This is a genomic window from Escherichia sp. WS3063 (genome assembly GCF_046486595.1).
GTDB classification, from domain to species: Bacteria; Pseudomonadota; Gammaproteobacteria; order Enterobacterales; family Enterobacteriaceae; genus Escherichia; species Escherichia coli.
In genome coordinates this window covers 105,433-123,863 of the sequence record NZ_JBJQKY010000006.1, presented here as the reverse complement: position 1 = coordinate 123,863, position 18,431 = coordinate 105,433, and the positions used below count along the sequence as shown (strand labels likewise).

At 51.1% G+C, this 18,431-nt stretch carries 15 protein-coding genes; 12 read left to right on the top strand and 3 right to left on the bottom strand.

The features are described from left to right. The first annotated feature begins 12 nt into the window (after nt 1-12). Genes ACJHYW_RS08145 through ACJHYW_RS08135 form a run of 3 tightly spaced genes read left to right on the top strand, consistent with a single transcriptional unit; the run spans nt 13 to nt 2,812 of the window. On the top strand, nt 13-981 hold the full coding sequence (locus ACJHYW_RS08145; RefSeq protein ID WP_000735580.1) for a C4-dicarboxylate TRAP transporter substrate-binding protein: 969 nt from the start codon (nt 13-15) through the stop codon (nt 979-981). 59 nt (nt 982-1,040) lie between these two features. Next, a complete protein-coding gene (locus ACJHYW_RS08140; RefSeq protein WP_001237778.1) occupies nt 1,041-1,502 on the top strand; it encodes a TRAP transporter small permease in 462 nt (153 codons plus the stop codon). Then, on the top strand, nt 1,502-2,812 hold the full coding sequence (locus ACJHYW_RS08135) for a TRAP transporter large permease (protein ID WP_000126141.1): 1,311 nt from the start codon (nt 1,502-1,504) through the stop codon (nt 2,810-2,812). Before ACJHYW_RS08140 ends, ACJHYW_RS08135 begins: the two co-directional genes overlap by 1 nt. Before the next feature lie 46 nt (nt 2,813-2,858). Here ACJHYW_RS08135 and gltA read toward each other — a convergent pair whose 3' ends face one another. Together gltA and ACJHYW_RS08125 are read right to left on the bottom strand one after the other, a co-directional pair. Beyond that, nucleotides 2,859-4,142 (bottom strand): citrate synthase, encoded by a 1,284-nt coding sequence (gltA, locus tag ACJHYW_RS08130; protein ID WP_000785832.1) that lies wholly within the window; start codon nt 4,140-4,142, stop codon nt 2,859-2,861. A gap of 205 nt (nt 4,143-4,347) precedes the next feature. Beyond that, complete coding sequence (locus ACJHYW_RS08125; protein WP_001305582.1) at nt 4,348-4,455, bottom strand: hypothetical protein; 108 nt, start codon at nt 4,453-4,455, stop codon at nt 4,348-4,350. Nucleotides 4,456-4,835: 380 nt separating this feature from the next. Between ACJHYW_RS08125 and sdhC the strand changes: the two genes are divergently transcribed. The 8 genes from sdhC (at nt 4,836) to sucD (ending at nt 14,442) form a co-directional block, all read left to right on the top strand. After that, the gene (sdhC, locus tag ACJHYW_RS08120; protein ID WP_000263355.1) at nt 4,836-5,240 is read left to right on the top strand and encodes a succinate dehydrogenase cytochrome b556 subunit; all 405 of its coding nucleotides are present in this window, start codon (nt 4,836-4,838) and stop codon (nt 5,238-5,240) included. Continuing rightward, nucleotides 5,234-5,581, top strand: a complete 348-nt coding sequence (sdhD, locus tag ACJHYW_RS08115; RefSeq protein WP_000254365.1) for a succinate dehydrogenase membrane anchor subunit — start codon at nt 5,234-5,236, stop codon at nt 5,579-5,581. Before sdhC ends, sdhD begins: the two co-directional genes overlap by 7 nt. Next, on the top strand, nt 5,581-7,347 hold the full coding sequence (sdhA, locus tag ACJHYW_RS08110) for a succinate dehydrogenase flavoprotein subunit (RefSeq protein ID WP_000775540.1): 1,767 nt from the start codon (nt 5,581-5,583) through the stop codon (nt 7,345-7,347). The genes sdhD and sdhA overlap by 1 nt, the downstream gene beginning before the upstream one ends. 15 nt (nt 7,348-7,362) lie before the next feature. Further along, nucleotides 7,363-8,079: a succinate dehydrogenase iron-sulfur subunit SdhB gene (sdhB, locus tag ACJHYW_RS08105; protein ID WP_001235263.1), complete on the top strand. Its 717-nt coding sequence runs from the start codon at nt 7,363-7,365 to the stop codon at nt 8,077-8,079. Nucleotides 8,080-8,279: 200 nt separating this feature from the next. Then, nucleotides 8,280-11,081, top strand: a complete 2,802-nt coding sequence (sucA, locus tag ACJHYW_RS08100) for a 2-oxoglutarate dehydrogenase E1 component (protein WP_001181473.1) — start codon at nt 8,280-8,282, stop codon at nt 11,079-11,081. 14 nt (nt 11,082-11,095) lie between these two features. Next, nucleotides 11,096-12,313, top strand: a complete 1,218-nt coding sequence (gene odhB / locus ACJHYW_RS08095) for a 2-oxoglutarate dehydrogenase complex dihydrolipoyllysine-residue succinyltransferase (protein WP_000099823.1) — start codon at nt 11,096-11,098, stop codon at nt 12,311-12,313. Nucleotides 12,314-12,406: 93 nt separating this feature from the next. Then, nucleotides 12,407-13,573 (top strand): ADP-forming succinate--CoA ligase subunit beta, encoded by a 1,167-nt coding sequence (gene sucC, locus ACJHYW_RS08090; protein ID WP_001048602.1) that lies wholly within the window; start codon nt 12,407-12,409, stop codon nt 13,571-13,573. Continuing rightward, a complete protein-coding gene (gene sucD, locus ACJHYW_RS08085) occupies nt 13,573-14,442 on the top strand; it encodes a succinate--CoA ligase subunit alpha (RefSeq protein ID WP_000025458.1) in 870 nt (289 codons plus the stop codon). The genes sucC and sucD overlap by 1 nt, the downstream gene beginning before the upstream one ends. 98 nt (nt 14,443-14,540) lie before the next feature. Here the strand turns inward: sucD and ACJHYW_RS08080 are convergent, their stop codons facing one another. Further along, entirely contained in the window at nt 14,541-15,938 is a 1,398-nt protein-coding gene (locus ACJHYW_RS08080) for an RtcB family protein (RefSeq protein WP_000546467.1), read from the bottom strand. 757 nt (nt 15,939-16,695) lie between these two features. Here ACJHYW_RS08080 and hutU point away from each other — a divergent pair. After that, on the top strand, nt 16,696-18,393 hold the full coding sequence (gene hutU / locus ACJHYW_RS08075) for a urocanate hydratase (protein WP_000042920.1): 1,698 nt from the start codon (nt 16,696-16,698) through the stop codon (nt 18,391-18,393). Nucleotides 18,394-18,431: the final 38 nt, after the last annotated feature.

The following is an 18,431-nucleotide window of genomic DNA, read 5'->3' as shown; positions in this document are numbered from 1 at the left end:
CAGGTAATAATAATGAAAAAATTACTGACACCACTTTTATTTCTTTTCGCTTTATTTAGTCCGATGCTGAATGCCGCACCGGTAACTATCAAAATCGCCTATGAAAGTAACCCCGGCGAGCCAGCGGATACAGTAGTGAAGCACTGGGCAGAACTTGTGAAGAAAAAAAGCAATGGAGATATTGTTTTCGAACTTTACCCAAGTTCACAGTTAGGTTCTAAACAAGATATTACTGAACAAGCGTTGATGGGGATGAATATTATCACCATCAGTGATGTGGGATTTTTAACTGACTACGATGCAGACCTGGGAATATTGTTTGGGCCTTATTTAACCGAAGATCCGCAGAAACTGTTTGCGATTTATGCCAGTGACTGGTTTAAACAAAAAGAACAGAAACTACGGGAAAAAGGTGTGCATATTGTCATGAGCAACTATCTGTACGGTACCAGGCAGATCATTGCTAAAAAACCGATTCGTACACCTGAAGACCTGAAAGGGATGAAGATCCGCGTGCCGAATAACGTTATGCAGATTAAAGCCATTGAAGCAATGGGCGCAACCCCAACGCCAATGCCGCTGGGAGACGTTTATCCGGCGCTGACGCAGGGGATGATCGATGGTGTGGAAAACCCGGTTTCTGTTCTGTATGGGCAAAAACTGCATGAGCAGGCGAAATATCTGTCAATGGTGAACTATCTGACCAATACATCATTATGGTTGGGTGGTGAAGCGTTTTTCAGTACCCTGACACCTGCGCAGTTAGATATTATTCACCAGACAGCGTATGAAGCTGGTTTATATAGCCAGAAAATTACCACTGAGCAGGATGCGACAATGTTGAAAACCATGCAGGAGCAGGGCGTGGAAATTATCTATCCTGACGTCGCCCCTTTCAAAGAAAAAGCCTTAAAAGTCTATCAACAATTCCCGGAATGGACCCCTGGTTTGTATGACACTATTCAGCAACAGCTGAAATAACTTCATGGCATAAGGACTGGTCGGTGTTTCGGCACCGACCGTTAAGAGCAGAGGTGTTTATGCGTCTTTTAGGGAAAATGATTGAAGTTGCTGCGGTATTAACGCTCTTTATATTGGTAATCATGACCATTGCTGCGGTAATAATGCGTTACTGTTTTCATATGCCATTACAGTGGACAGAAGAGGTTTCCGGTTTATTAATGATTTGGGTAGTCATGTTTGGTGCGGTCGTTGCCGAGCGGGATAATACCCATTTGTCGATTCCATTTTTAGCTGATGCACTGACACCACGCGTGCAACGTGTTTTAACGTTATTTGTCTCTCTGATATCTATTGTTTTACTGAGTGTGATGGCTTGGTCAGCATGGAAATTAGCTGCCGGAACAGCATTTAAAACCACGCAAATATTAAAAATATCCTGGTTTTGGATCGATATTGCGGTCACGGTTGGTGCAATCGGTATCGCCTGTTTTACTGCCTTACACCTGATCAAGAAAACGCCACGCAAGGAAGGTGAATAATGACAGCATTGAGTGAATTACTGGCGGGAAGCTGGCTGGATAACTGGCTAATGATCATTCCGCTTATGTTCATCTGTTTATTTATCAATATGCCGGTATGGCTGGCGATGTTTTGCGGCATTCTGACCTACTTCCTTTGCTATTCAAATGTGCCGTTAATGGTAGCAATTCAGCGTTTGATTGCCACGACGCAAACCCCTTCGCTGTTAGCTATTCCATTTTTTATCTTATTAGGCACGTTAATGAGCTATACCGGTATTGCCGCGCGTATTTTGCAAATTGCCAACGTGTTGATTGGCAGAATGCGCGGTGGTCTGGGTGGGGCTAATATTCTGGTCAGTACCATGATGGGCGGCGTTAGCGCCTCAAACCTGGCGGATGCTGCGATGTTATCGCGCATGATGGTGCCGGAAATGGAACAGAAAGGTTATTCCCGTGGCTTTGCGGCGGCGATAACGGCAAGTGGTTCGCTGATTACACCAATTATTCCACCGGGTATTGCACTGATCCTTTACGGACTGGTGGCGGATGTCTCCATCGGCTCCATGTTTATGGCCGGGATCCTGCCCGGTCTGCTGTGTTCCGCCATGTTGATTGTCACTGTATGGCTGGTAGCTATTCGGCGCGGTTTAAAACCTTCCAGCGAACACTGGCCAAAACCGAAAGAAGTGTCAGTGGCGCTGGTGCAGGCCTGGCCAGCACTGTTCTTAATTGTTGCGGTTATCGGTGGTATTCGGGCAAATATCTTTACGCCAACGGAAGCTGGAGCCGTAGCAGTATTATTGGTGATGTTTATTGGTTTTGTAATTTATCGCGAACTGAAAATCAGCCATGTATTTACAGCACTCTCAGAGACGGCGCGTTCGACGGCATCGGTCATGTTAATCATTATGGCGAGTGCCGCGCTGGGCTGGATATTTTCCCTTGAGCGGGCAGGTATCACGGTTGCGGAGTTTGTGACATCTCTGACTGATAATAAATACGTCTTTTTATTGATTATCAATCTATTGCTGCTGGTGCTTGGCATGTTTCTTGAAGGTAGTGCCATCCTGCTGATATTAGTTCCATTACTTAAACCTGTGGTGGCTCATTTTGGCATTGATCCGGTGCATTTTGGCATCATCATGATCCTCAACTTATCGTTAGGAACGTTATCACCGCCTGTCGGAACGGTGATGCTGCTGGTATGTAATACCGTGCAGGTTTCTGTCGGGCAATTTATGCGAGAAGCGGTGCCACTACTGGTTAGTCTTATTTTACTGCTGTTGGTTATTACCTATATCCCGGCAATATCTTTGCTGTTGGTGTAGAACTAAAAACCCTGCGTGAACACGCAGGGTTTTGTCGGTGTCATTTTTACTTCTTAATATCCGACTTAAAATCACGCTGCGCGTAGCCGGTGTAAAGCTGACGCGGACGGGCAATCTTCATACCGTCACTGTGCATTTCGCTCCAGTGGGCGATCCAGCCAACGGTACGCGCCATCGCGAAGATCACGGTGAACATAGAAGACGGAATACCCATCGCTTTCAGGATGATACCAGAGTAGAAATCGACGTTCGGGTACAGTTTTTTCTCGATAAAGTACGGGTCGTTCAGCGCGATGTTTTCCAGCTCCATAGCCACTTCCAGCAGGTCATCTTTGGTGCCCAGCTCTTTCAGAACTTCATGGCAGGTTTCACGCATTACGGTGGCGCGCGGGTCGTAATTTTTGTACACGCGGTGGCCGAAGCCCATCAGGCGGAAAGAGTCATTTTTGTCTTTCGCACGACGAACAAATTCCGGAATGTGTTTAACGGAACTGATTTCTTCCAGCATTTTCAGCGCCGCTTCGTTAGCACCACCGTGCGCAGGTCCCCACAGTGAAGCAATACCTGCTGCGATACAGGCAAACGGGTTCGCCCCCGAAGAGCCAGCGGTACGCACGGTGGAGGTAGAGGCGTTCTGTTCATGGTCAGCGTGCAGGATCAGAATACGGTCCATAGCACGTTCCAGAATCGGATTAACTTCATACGGTTCGCACGGCGTGGAGAACATCATATTCAGGAAGTTACCGGCATAGGAGAGATCGTTGCGCGGGTAAACGAATGGCTGACCAATGGAATACTTGTAACACATCGCGGCCATGGTCGGCATTTTCGACAGCAGGCGGAACGCGGCAATTTCACGATGACGAGGATTGTTAACATCCAGCGAGTCGTGATAGAACGCCGCCAGCGCGCCGGTAATACCACACATGACTGCCATTGGATGCGAGTCGCGACGGAAAGCATGGAACAGACGGGTAATCTGCTCGTGGATCATGGTATGACGGGTCACCGTAGTTTTAAATTCGTCATACTGTTCCTGAGTTGGTTTTTCACCATTCAGCAGGATGTAACAAACTTCCAGGTAGTTAGAATCGGTCGCCAGCTGATCGATCGGGAAACCGCGGTGCAGCAAAATACCTTCATCACCATCAATAAAAGTAATTTTAGATTCGCAGGATGCGGTTGAAGTGAAGCCTGGGTCAAAGGTGAACACACCTTTTGAACCGAGAGTACGGATATCAATAACATCTTGACCCAGCGTGCCTTTCAGCACATCCAGTTCAACAGCTGTGTCCCCGTTGAGGGTGAGTTTTGCTTTTGTATCAGCCATTTAAGGTCTCCTTAGCGCCTTATTGCGTAAGACTGCCGGAACTTAAATTTGCCTTCGCACATCAACCTGGCTTTACCCGTTTGTTATTTGGCTCGCCGCTCTGTGAAAGAGGGGAAAACCTGGGTACAGAGCTCTGGGCGCTTGCAGGTAAAGGATCCATTGATGACGAATAAATGGCGAATCAAGTACTTAGCAATCCGAATTATTAAACTTGTCTACCACTAATAACTGTCCCGAATGAATTGGTCAATACTTCCACACTGTTACATAAGTTAATCTTAGGTGAAATACCGACTTCATAACTTTTACGCATTATATGCTTTTCCTGGTAATGTTTGTAACAACTTTGTTGAATGATTGTCAAATTAGATGATTAAAAATTAAATAAATGTTGTTATCGTGACCTGGATCACTGTTCAGGATAAAACCCGACAAACTATATGTAGGTTAATTGTAATGATTTTGTGAACGGCCTATACTGCCGCCAGGTCTCCGGAACACCCTGCAATCCCGAGCCACCCAGCGTTGTAACGTGTCGTTTTCGCATCTGGAAGCAGTGTTTTGCATGACGCGCAGTTATAGAAAGGACGCTGTCTGACCCGCAAGCAGACCGGAGGAAGGAAATCCCGACGTCTCCAGGTAACAGAAAGTTAACCTCTGTGCCCGTAGTCCCCAGGGAATAATAAGAACAGCATGTGGGCGTTATTCATGATAAGAAATGTGAAAAAACAAAGACCTGTTAATCTGGACCTACAGACCATTCGGTTCCCCGTCACGGCGATAGCGTCCATTCTCCATCGCGTTTCCGGTGTGATCACCTTTGTTGCAGTGGGCATCCTGCTGTGGCTTCTGGGTACCAGCCTCTCTTCCCCTGAAGGTTTCGAGCAAGCTTCTGCGATTATGGGCAGCTTCTTCGTCAAATTTATCATGTGGGGCATCCTTACCGCTCTGGCATATCACGTCGTCGTAGGTATTCGCCACATGATGATGGATTTTGGCTATCTGGAAGAAACATTCGAAGCGGGTAAACGCTCCGCCAAAATCTCCTTTGTTATTACTGTCGTGCTTTCACTTCTCGCAGGAGTCCTCGTATGGTAAGCAACGCCTCCGCATTAGGACGCAATGGCGTACATGATTTCATCCTCGTTCGCGCTACCGCTATCGTCCTGACGCTCTACATCATTTATATGGTCGGTTTTTTCGCTACCAGTGGCGAGCTGACATATGAAGTCTGGATTGGTTTCTTCGCCTCTGCGTTCACCAAAGTGTTCACCCTGCTGGCGCTGTTTTCTATCTTGATCCATGCCTGGATCGGCATGTGGCAGGTGTTGACCGACTACGTTAAACCGCTGGCCTTGCGCCTGATGCTGCAACTGGTGATTGTCGTTGCTCTGGTGGTTTACGTGATTTATGGATTCGTTGTGGTGTGGGGTGTGTGATGAAATTGCCAGTCAGAGAATTTGATGCAGTTGTGATTGGTGCCGGTGGCGCAGGTATGCGCGCGGCGCTGCAAATTTCCCAGAGCGGTCAGACCTGTGCGCTGCTCTCTAAAGTCTTCCCGACCCGTTCCCATACCGTTTCTGCGCAAGGCGGCATTACCGTTGCGCTGGGTAATACCCATGAAGATAACTGGGAATGGCATATGTACGACACCGTAAAAGGGTCGGACTATATCGGTGACCAGGACGCGATTGAATATATGTGTAAAACCGGGCCGGAAGCGATTCTGGAACTGGAACATATGGGCCTGCCGTTCTCGCGTCTTGATGATGGTCGTATCTATCAACGTCCGTTTGGCGGTCAGTCGAAAAACTTCGGCGGCGAGCAGGCGGCACGTACTGCGGCGGCAGCTGACCGTACCGGTCACGCACTGTTGCACACGCTTTATCAGCAGAACCTGAAAAACCACACCACCATTTTCTCCGAGTGGTATGCGCTGGATCTGGTGAAAAACCAGGATGGCGCAGTGGTCGGTTGTACCGCACTGTGCATCGAAACTGGTGAAGTGGTTTACTTTAAAGCTCGCGCGACAGTGCTGGCGACTGGCGGGGCAGGGCGTATTTATCAGTCCACCACCAACGCCCACATTAACACTGGCGACGGTGTCGGCATGGCTATCCGTGCAGGCGTACCGGTACAGGATATGGAAATGTGGCAGTTCCACCCGACCGGTATTGCCGGTGCGGGCGTACTGGTCACCGAAGGTTGCCGTGGTGAAGGCGGTTATCTGCTGAACAAACATGGCGAACGCTTTATGGAGCGTTATGCGCCGAACGCCAAAGACCTGGCGGGCCGTGATGTGGTGGCGCGTTCCATCATGATCGAAATCCGTGAAGGTCGCGGCTGTGATGGTCCGTGGGGGCCACACGCGAAACTGAAACTCGATCACCTGGGTAAAGAAGTTCTCGAATCCCGTCTGCCGGGTATTCTGGAACTCTCCCGTACCTTCGCTCACGTTGATCCGGTGAAAGAGCCGATTCCGGTTATCCCAACCTGTCACTACATGATGGGCGGTATTCCGACCAAAGTGACCGGTCAGGCGCTGACTGTGAACGAGAAAGGCGAAGATGTGGTTGTTCCGGGGCTGTTTGCCGTTGGTGAAATCGCTTGTGTATCGGTACACGGCGCTAACCGTCTGGGCGGCAACTCGCTGCTGGACCTGGTGGTCTTTGGTCGCGCAGCGGGTCTGCATCTGCAAGAGTCTATTGCCGAGCAGGGCGCACTGCGCGATGCCAGCGAGTCTGATGTAGAAGCGTCTCTGGATCGTCTGAATCGCTGGAACAACAACCGTAACGGTGAAGATCCGGTGGCGATCCGTAAAGCACTGCAAGAATGTATGCAGCATAACTTCTCGGTCTTCCGTGAAGGTGATGCGATGGCGAAAGGGCTTGAGCAGTTGAAAGTTATCCGCGAGCGTCTGAAAAATGCCCGTCTGGATGACACTTCCAGCGAGTTCAACACCCAGCGCGTTGAGTGCCTGGAACTGGATAACCTGATGGAAACGGCGTATGCAACGGCTGTTTCTGCCAACTTCCGTACCGAAAGCCGTGGCGCGCATAGCCGCTTCGACTTCCCGGATCGCGATGATGAAAACTGGCTGTGCCACTCCCTGTATCTGCCAGAGTCGGAATCCATGACGCGCCGAAGCGTCAACATGGAACCGAAACTGCGCCCGGCATTCCCGCCGAAGATTCGTACTTACTAATGCGGAGACAGGAAAATGAGACTCGAGTTTTCAATTTATCGCTATAACCCGGATGTTGATGATGCTCCGCGTATGCAGGATTACACCCTGGAAGCGGAAGAAGGTCGCGACATGATGCTGCTGGATGCGCTTATCCAGCTGAAAGAGAAAGATCCCAGCCTGTCGTTCCGCCGCTCCTGCCGCGAAGGTGTGTGCGGTTCCGACGGTCTGAACATGAACGGCAAGAATGGTCTGGCCTGTATTACCCCGATTTCGGCACTCAACCAGCCGGGCAAGAAGATTGTGATTCGCCCGCTGCCAGGTTTACCGGTGATCCGCGATTTGGTGGTAGACATGGGACAATTCTATGCGCAATATGAGAAAATTAAGCCTTACCTGTTGAATAATGGACAAAATCCGCCAGCTCGCGAGCATTTACAGATGCCAGAGCAGCGCGAAAAACTCGACGGGTTGTATGAATGTATTCTCTGCGCATGTTGTTCAACCTCTTGTCCGTCTTTCTGGTGGAATCCCGATAAGTTTATCGGCCCGGCAGGCTTGTTAGCGGCATATCGTTTCCTGATCGATAGCCGTGATACCGAGACTGACAGCCGCCTCGACGGTTTGAGCGATGCATTCAGTGTATTCCGCTGTCACAGCATCATGAACTGCGTCAGTGTATGTCCGAAGGGGCTGAACCCGACGCGCGCCATCGGCCATATCAAGTCGATGTTGTTGCAACGTAATGCGTAATTAAATGTTGATGCCGGGGAAATCCCCCGGCTATTCAGGAAATCTTTAAAAACTGCCCCTGACACTAAGACAGTTTTTAAAGGTTCCTTCGCGAGCCACTACGTAGACAAGAGCTCGCAAGTGAACCCCGGCACGCACATCACTGTGCGTGGTAGTATCCACGGCGAAGTAAGCATAAAAAAGATGCTTAAGGGATCACGATGCAGAACAGCGCTTTGAAAGCCTGGTTGGACTCTTCTTACCTCTCTGGCGCAAACCAGAGCTGGATAGAACAGCTCTATGAAGACTTCTTAACCGATCCTGACTCGGTTGACGCTAACTGGCGTTCGACGTTCCAGCAGTTACCTGGTACGGGAGTCAAACCGGATCAATTCCACTCTCAAACGCGTGAATATTTCCGCCGCCTGGCGAAAGACGCTTCACGTTACTCTTCAACGATCTCCGACCCTGACACCAATGTGAAGCAGGTTAAAGTCCTGCAGCTCATTAACGCATACCGCTTCCGTGGTCACCAGCATGCGAATCTCGATCCGCTGGGACTGTGGCAGCAAGATAAAGTGGCCGATCTGGATCCGTCTTTCCACGATCTGACCGAAGCAGACTTCCAGGAGACCTTCAACGTCGGTTCATTTGCCAGCGGCAAAGAAACCATGAAACTCGGCGAGCTGCTGGAAGCCCTCAAGCAAACCTACTGCGGCCCGATTGGTGCCGAGTATATGCACATCACCAGCACCGAAGAAAAACGCTGGATCCAACAGCGTATCGAGTCTGGTCGCGCGACTTTCAATAGCGAAGAGAAAAAACGCTTCTTAAGCGAACTGACCGCCGCTGAAGGCCTTGAACGTTACCTCGGCGCAAAATTCCCTGGCGCAAAACGCTTCTCGCTGGAAGGCGGTGACGCGTTAATCCCGATGCTTAAAGAGATGATCCGCCACGCTGGCAACAGCGGCACCCGCGAAGTGGTTCTCGGGATGGCGCACCGTGGTCGTCTGAACGTGCTGGTGAACGTGCTGGGTAAAAAACCGCAAGACTTGTTCGACGAGTTTGCCGGTAAACATAAAGAACACCTCGGCACGGGCGACGTGAAATACCACATGGGCTTCTCGTCTGACTTCCAGACCGATGGCGGCCTGGTGCACCTGGCGCTGGCGTTTAACCCGTCTCACCTTGAGATTGTCAGCCCGGTAGTTATCGGTTCTGTTCGTGCCCGTCTGGACAGACTCGATGAGCCGAGCAGCAACAAAGTGCTGCCAATCACCATCCACGGTGACGCCGCAGTGACCGGGCAGGGCGTGGTTCAGGAAACCCTGAACATGTCGAAAGCGCGTGGTTATGAAGTTGGCGGTACGGTACGTATCGTTATCAACAACCAGGTTGGCTTCACCACCTCTAATCCGCTGGATGCTCGTTCTACACCGTACTGTACTGATATCGGTAAGATGGTTCAGGCACCGATTTTCCACGTAAACGCGGATGATCCGGAAGCCGTTGCCTTTGTGACCCGTCTGGCGCTCGATTTCCGTAACACCTTTAAACGTGATGTCTTCATCGACCTGGTGTGCTACCGCCGTCACGGCCACAACGAAGCCGACGAGCCGAGCGCAACCCAGCCGCTGATGTATCAGAAAATCAAAAAACATCCGACGCCGCGCAAAATCTATGCTGACAAGCTGGAGCAGGAAAAAGTCGCGACGCTGGAAGATGCCACCGAGATGGTTAACCTGTACCGCGATGCGCTGGATGCTGGCGATTGCGTTGTAGCAGAGTGGCGTCCGATGAACATGCACTCTTTCACCTGGTCGCCGTACCTCAACCACGAATGGGACGAAGAGTACCCGAACAAAGTTGAGATGAAGCGCCTGCAGGAACTGGCTAAACGCATCAGCACGGTGCCGGAAGCAGTTGAAATGCAGTCTCGCGTTGCCAAGATTTATGGCGATCGCCAGGCGATGGCTGCTGGTGAGAAACTGTTCGACTGGGGCGGCGCGGAAAACCTCGCTTACGCCACGCTGGTTGACGAAGGCATTCCGGTTCGCCTGTCGGGTGAAGACTCCGGTCGCGGTACCTTCTTCCACCGCCACGCGGTGATCCACAACCAGTCTAACGGTTCCACTTACACGCCGCTGCAACACATCCATAACGGCCAGGGCGCGTTCCGTGTCTGGGACTCCGTACTGTCTGAAGAAGCCGTACTGGCGTTTGAATACGGTTATGCCACCGCAGAACCACGCACTCTGACTATCTGGGAAGCGCAATTCGGTGACTTCGCCAACGGTGCTCAGGTGGTTATCGACCAGTTCATCTCCTCTGGCGAGCAGAAATGGGGCCGGATGTGTGGTCTGGTGATGTTGCTGCCGCACGGTTACGAAGGGCAGGGGCCGGAGCACTCCTCCGCGCGTCTGGAACGTTATCTGCAACTTTGCGCTGAGCAAAACATGCAGGTGTGCGTACCGTCTACCCCGGCACAGGTTTACCACATGCTGCGTCGTCAGGCGCTGCGCGGGATGCGTCGTCCGCTGGTCGTGATGTCGCCGAAATCCCTGCTGCGTCATCCGCTGGCGGTTTCCAGCCTCGAAGAACTGGCGAACGGCACCTTCCTGCCAGCCATCGGTGAAATCGACGAGCTTGATCCGAAGGGCGTGAAGCGCGTAGTGATGTGTTCTGGTAAGGTTTATTACGACCTGCTGGAACAGCGTCGTAAGAACAATCAACACGATGTCGCCATTGTGCGTATCGAGCAACTCTACCCGTTCCCGCATAAAGCGATGCAGGAAGTGTTGCAGCAGTTTGCTCACGTCAAGGATTTTGTCTGGTGCCAGGAAGAGCCGCTCAATCAGGGCGCATGGTACTGCAGCCAGCATCATTTCCGTGAAGTGATTCCGTTTGGGGCTTCTCTGCGTTATGCAGGCCGCCCGGCCTCCGCCTCTCCGGCGGTAGGGTATATGTCCGTTCACCAGAAACAGCAACAAGATCTGGTTAATGACGCGCTGAACGTCGAATAAATAAAGGATACACAATGAGTAGCGTAGATATTCTGGTCCCTGACCTGCCTGAATCCGTAGCCGATGCCACCGTCGCAACCTGGCATAAAAAACCCGGCGACGCAGTCGTACGTGATGAAGTGCTGGTAGAAATCGAAACTGACAAAGTGGTACTGGAAGTACCGGCATCAGCAGACGGCATTCTGGATGCGGTTCTGGAAGATGAAGGTACAACGGTAACGTCTCGTCAGATCCTTGGTCGCCTGCGTGAAGGCAACAGCGCCGGTAAAGAAACCAGCGCCAAATCTGAAGAGAAAGCGTCCACTCCGGCGCAACGCCAGCAGGCGTCTCTGGAAGAGCAAAACAACGATGCTTTAAGCCCGGCGATCCGTCGCCTGCTGGCTGAACACAATCTTGATGCCAGCGCCATTAAAGGCACCGGTGTAGGTGGTCGTCTGACCCGTGAAGATGTGGAAAAACATCTGGCGAAAGCCCCGGCGAAAGAGTCTGCTCCGGCAGCGGCTGCTCCGGCGGCGCAACCGGCCCTGGCTGCACGTAGCGAAAAACGTGTGCCGATGACTCGCCTGCGTAAGCGTGTGGCAGAGCGTCTGCTGGAAGCGAAAAACTCCACCGCCATGCTGACCACGTTCAACGAAGTCAACATGAAGCCGATTATGGATCTGCGTAAGCAGTACGGTGAAGCGTTTGAAAAACGCCACGGCATCCGTCTGGGCTTTATGTCCTTCTACGTGAAAGCGGTGGTTGAAGCCCTGAAACGTTACCCGGAAGTGAATGCTTCTATCGACGGCGATGACGTGGTTTACCACAACTATTTCGACGTCAGCATGGCGGTTTCTACGCCGCGCGGCCTGGTGACGCCGGTACTGCGTGATGTCGATACCCTCGGTATGGCAGACATTGAGAAGAAAATTAAAGAGCTGGCAGTTAAAGGCCGTGACGGCAAGCTGACGGTTGAAGATCTGACCGGTGGTAACTTCACCATCACCAACGGTGGTGTGTTCGGTTCCCTGATGTCTACGCCGATCATCAACCCGCCGCAGAGCGCAATTCTGGGTATGCACGCTATCAAAGATCGTCCGATGGCGGTGAATGGTCAGGTTGAGATCCTGCCGATGATGTACCTGGCGCTGTCCTACGATCACCGTCTGATCGATGGTCGCGAATCCGTGGGCTTCCTGGTAACGATCAAAGAGTTGCTGGAAGATCCGACGCGTCTGCTGCTGGACGTGTAGTAGTTTAAGTTTCACCTGCACTGTAGACCGACGTGGATAGGGTGTCGGTCTACGGTTTAAAAGATAACGATTACTGAAGGATGGACAGAACACATGAACTTACATGAATATCAGGCAAAACAACTTTTTGCCCGCTATGGCTTACCAGCACCGGTGGGTTATGCCTGTACTACTCCGCGCGAAGCAGAAGAAGCCGCTTCAAAAATCGGTGCCGGTCCGTGGGTAGTGAAATGTCAGGTTCACGCTGGTGGCCGCGGTAAAGCGGGCGGTGTGAAAGTGGTAAACAGCAAAGAAGACATCCGTGCTTTTGCAGAAAACTGGCTGGGCAAGCGTCTGGTAACGTATCAAACAGATGCCAATGGCCAACCGGTTAACCAGATTCTGGTTGAAGCAGCGACCGATATCGCTAAAGAGCTGTATCTCGGTGCCGTTGTAGACCGTAGTTCACGTCGCGTGGTCTTTATGGCCTCCACCGAAGGCGGCGTGGAAATCGAAAAAGTGGCGGAAGAAACTCCGCACCTGATCCACAAAGTTGCGCTTGATCCGCTGACTGGCCCGATGCCGTATCAGGGACGCGAGCTGGCGTTCAAACTGGGTCTGGAAGGTAAACTGGTTCAGCAGTTCACCAAAATCTTCATGGGCCTGGCGACCATTTTCCTGGAGCGCGACCTGGCGCTGATCGAAATCAACCCGCTGGTCATCACCAAACAGGGCGATCTGATTTGCCTCGACGGCAAACTGGGCGCTGATGGCAACGCACTGTTCCGCCAGCCTGATCTGCGCGAAATGCGTGACCAGTCGCAGGAAGATCCGCGTGAAGCACAGGCTGCACAGTGGGAACTGAACTACGTTGCGCTGGACGGTAACATCGGTTGTATGGTTAACGGCGCAGGCCTGGCGATGGGCACCATGGACATCGTTAAACTGCACGGCGGCGAACCAGCTAACTTCCTGGACGTTGGCGGCGGCGCAACCAAAGAGCGCGTAACCGAAGCGTTCAAAATCATCCTCTCTGACGACAAAGTGAAAGCCGTTCTGGTTAACATCTTCGGCGGTATCGTTCGTTGCGACCTGATCGCTGACGGTATCATCGGCGCGGTAGCGGAAGTGGGTGTTAACGTACCGGTCGTGGTACGTCTGGAAGGTAACAACGCCGAACTCGGCGCGAAGAAACTGGCTGACAGCGGCCTGAATATTATTGCAGCAAAAGGTCTGACGGATGCAGCTCAGCAGGTTGTTGCCGCAGTGGAGGGGAAATAATGTCCATTTTAATTGATAAAAACACCAAGGTTATCTGCCAGGGCTTTACCGGTAGCCAGGGGACTTTCCACTCAGAACAGGCTATTGCATACGGCACTAAAATGGTTGGCGGCGTAACCCCAGGTAAAGGCGGCACCACCCACCTCGGCCTGCCGGTGTTCAACACCGTGCGTGAAGCTGTTGCTGCTACTGGCGCTACCGCTTCTGTTATCTACGTACCAGCACCGTTCTGCAAAGACTCCATTCTGGAAGCTATTGATGCAGGCATCAAACTGATTATCACCATCACTGAAGGCATCCCGACGCTGGATATGCTGACCGTGAAGGTGAAACTGGATGAAGCGGGCGTTCGCATGATCGGCCCGAACTGCCCGGGCGTTATCACTCCGGGTGAATGCAAAATCGGTATCCAGCCTGGTCACATTCACAAACCGGGTAAAGTGGGTATCGTTTCCCGTTCCGGTACACTGACCTATGAAGCGGTTAAACAGACCACGGATTACGGTTTCGGTCAGTCGACCTGTGTTGGTATCGGCGGCGACCCGATCCCTGGCTCTAACTTTATCGACATCCTCGAAATGTTCGAAAAAGATCCGCAGACCGAAGCGATCGTGATGATCGGTGAGATCGGTGGTAGCGCTGAAGAAGAAGCGGCTGCATACATCAAAGAGCACGTTACCAAGCCAGTTGTAGGTTACATCGCTGGTGTGACTGCGCCGAAAGGCAAACGTATGGGTCACGCAGGTGCGATCATTGCCGGTGGGAAAGGGACTGCGGATGAGAAATTCGCTGCTCTGGAAGCCGCAGGCGTGAAAACCGTTCGCAGCCTGGCGGATATCGGTGAAGCACTGAAAACTGTTCTGAAATAAATATCTGTAATAAGAAATAGCCCTCGCCGCTTCCCTCTACAGGAATGGCGAAGGGCTGTCGGTTTCGACATGGTTGGCCATCATATGATGGCCTTTTTTTATGCCTTAAACGTTAACCACGGTCGGAATCTAACCGCTGGATGAATTAATCCGGCCTCTTGTTGGGCTTCGATAACCGGACCAATATCTTTATAAGCAGCTGGCGCTTCTTCAATACGCCGTTCTTCGCGCAATGTGACGCATTGCCACGGCAACGTTGACTCTTCAGTCGCGCGTGAGTGCATGGCCTGCCGACGCTGGCTGCGTCCTGCTCCGTGACTGCAAGACCACAGCCACTCCGGGTTGCCGCAACCGACTGCAAGCCACGAATAATCGCCCATTGAACCGGGGATTAACGCCAGATTGCCCGCGCGTGCCGGTGTTGCACCTTTGCGATGAATATTCATTTCATGCTCGCGAAGGATGATGTTATGCGGCACATCCACCACCAGATGCGAATTGTCCTGATGAAAGAGATTGGCAAGACATACGCGCACCATTTCGGCAATTGTGACGCGATTTAACCACGCGTAACGCGCCGCCATTCCCATCGCTTGTAGATATTCCTCCGCCAGTCCGCCTGCCAGGCCATATAACCCGCTTTGTGGATGTTTATGTCCGGTGGGCCATTCAGCACGGGCGCGATCCATCCAGCGTCTTCCGACGTAAAAGCCAACATCTCGCGATCCACTGTGGATCATCACCACAATATCGCCCGTTTTCAGCCCTTGTTGCCAGGCAACATGGCGATCAACCACGCTATCAACCACCTGAAGTTCAATAAAATGATTACCTGAACCCGGCGTACCAAGACAAGGATCGCGGAGTAATGGGCGGTCCGTTACCAGTAGGGCGGGTGGGGCATAACGCGAATGACTGTTATGCTCGTTAAGCCCAATGCAGCGGTCAATCTCTTGCGTCATTCGGGGGATATTTGTACGTGTCCAGAGACCTGCTGATGGCAAGGCCGACATGCAATCTGCCGGTCCGCCATCAAAAAGCGCGGTGAACGCTCGTGCGGATAACGGAACATCGCGCTCATTTTGCAGTAACACTTGTGTTAACCGCTGAGTGATTATTTCTTTATTCGCTTCGGCTTGCTCAAGTGTTAATCCGGTCGTCAGCAGCCGCATGCCACAAGAAATATCGGTGCCGATGGCCGCAGGAATGACTAAATCCGGCGTAGAGGCGACTACCGCGCCAACGGGGACGCCATTGCCGGGATGAAAATCTGGCGTCGCACAGGTCTGGCGTACGTAACCTGGATGGTCTGGTATCTTCACTTCTGCAAAATCAAGCAGTTGTGTCACTGCTTTTTCTTCCAGCGGCAGTTCGTCCGGCAGCAGTACGTGGGCACTGGCTCCTGATGGACGACATAATGAAACAATATTGTTGGCGCGGGAAAGTTGGATCCCTTTGCGCAGAAAGGCTTTATCAAGCCTTGAAAGATGATGCATAACGCTGTCCTGAAATATAGACGTTAAACAACCCCCTTTATTGCGAGGGTAATTTTGTCTTTCCGGTCAGCAGCCAGCAAAAGGGAAAGAAAACGCGCGTAGTGTATGCAGCAATGACGATCAATACAAGATAAAAAAGACTATTAACAAACGGGGGTGTTATAAAAGGGGTCAGTTATCGACGCCAGATTGTAAAATATGAAAAATGATAATTTCCAGTGGATATATTTTAAGATTTATTTTTACGCCTGTTTTTACGTCGGGTAACTATCCATTGTTGCCGTTTTTTAATTATCAAAAGTGGGATGAAAACAAATGGATTATTAATGATAATAAAACATGTCTTTATGACGAATAATGAAGATCTTATTTTAAATATCATTGTGTTATGCGCACTGTGTGGTGTCGGAACACCTGTTGTTACGCTAATATCTGGTCGTTATTAACGCATTTCTCATATAATTAAATTACTGACATCTTGCAATCTCATCATATTCATATGTTCAAATTAGAAAATATTTTGCCAACAATATCACTTTTTCGACAAGTTAAATTAAGCATATTGAATTCGCATACAACGCGTTGGTGGTTTTGAATTTATATTCATAGTGAATATACCACGACAAACAATATTCACTAAATGAATTAATAATACAAAATGATAAACGGGAATTATAGAAACCGTTTCTATATTCATTCGTTCGTTTTTTCTGACCGATTACAGCGTTTAATTTTATCAAGTAACAGGAGAAGATTCATGAGTAAGCCTTCAGACCCGCGTATTGATACCAGCCGTGTAATCCATGCGCCACACGGTACGCAGCTGCACTGCAAAAACTGGCAGATCGAAGCTGCCTATCGGATGTTGCAGAACAACCTTGATCCCGACGTTGCCGAAAATCCACAGCATCTGGTGGTGTATGGTGGTATTGGTCGTGCGGCACGTAACTGGGAGTGTTTTGACAAAATCCTTGAATCACTGAAAAATCTGGAAGCTGATGAGTCACTGCTGGTTCAGTCCGGTAAACCCGTAGGCGTGTTTAAAACGCATACCGATGCGCCGCGCGTATTGATTGCCAACTCTAACCTGGTACCGCAATGGGCCAACTGGGATCATTTCAATGAACTGGATCGTAAAGGTCTGTTCATGTACGGCCAGATGACCGCTGGCTCGTGGATCTACATCGGTAGTCAGGGCATTGTGCAGGGAACGTTCGAAACCTTTGTTGAAGCGGGTCGTCAGCACTACAACAATTCGCTGAGTGGAAAATGGATCCTGACCGCAGGGCTAGGTGGTATGGGCGGTGCACAACCGCTGGCGGCGACTCTGGCGGGGGCGTGTTCATTAAATATCGAGTGCCAGCAAAGTAGCATCGACTTCCGTCTGCGTACCCGTTATGTCGATAAACAAGCGAAAGATCTCGATGATGCACTGGCGCTGATTAAATACCATACTGAGCGCAAAGACGCTGTTTCAATCGCGCTGTTGGGCAATGCGGCGGAAATTGTTCCTGAACTGGTGAAACGTGCACGTCAGGGGGCGATCAAGCCGGATCTGGTGACCGACCAGACTTCCGCTCACGATCTGGTTTATGGCTACCTACCGATGGGCTGGAGCGTAGAACAATGGCGCGCTGCACAGCAGGATCCACAGCAACACGCCAGATTGCAAAAAGAAGCGGCACAGAGCTGCGTCGCACATGTTCAGGGGATGCTGGACTTCCAGGCGATGGGGATCCCGGTTGTCGATTATGGCAACAACATCCGCCAGGTGGCCTTCAACGAAGGTCTGCAAAATGCCTTTGATTTCCCGGGCTTTGTTCCGGCTTATATTCGTCCAATGTTTTGTGAAGGCAAAGGTCCATTCCGTTGGGTGGCGCTGTCTGGCGACCCGGAAGATATCTATAAAACTGATGCCAAAATTAAAGAGTTGTTCCCCAATAACGTACTGACGCATCGCTGGCTGGATATGGCGCGCGAGCGCATTGCCTTCCAGGGACTTCCTTCACGTATTTGCTGGCTGGGGCTTGGTGAGCGTCACCTGGCGGGGCTGGCATTCAACGAAATGGTGCGCAACGGTGAACTAAAAGCACCGATTGTGATTGGGCGCGATCATCTTGATACCGGTTCTGTCGCCAGCCCGAACCGCGAAACCGAAAGCATGCTTGATGGCAGTGATGCGGTTTCTGACTGGCCGTTGCTCAACGGTTTGCTCAACACTGCAGGGGGAGCAACGTGGGTATCCCTGCATCATGGCGGCGGCGTCGGGATGGGGTATTCACAACACGCCGGGATGGTTATTGTTGCCGATGGTAGCGAAGAAGCCGAAAAACGTCTGGCGCGTGTGCTGGTGAATGACTGTGCGTCCGGGGTTATGCGTCATGCGGATGCGGGTTATGAAGCGGCAATTGAATGTGCCAAAAACTATGGTCTGAAATTACCGATGATTCGCTAAATATTAACGCCGTCATTTAATATTTGCGCTAATACAGG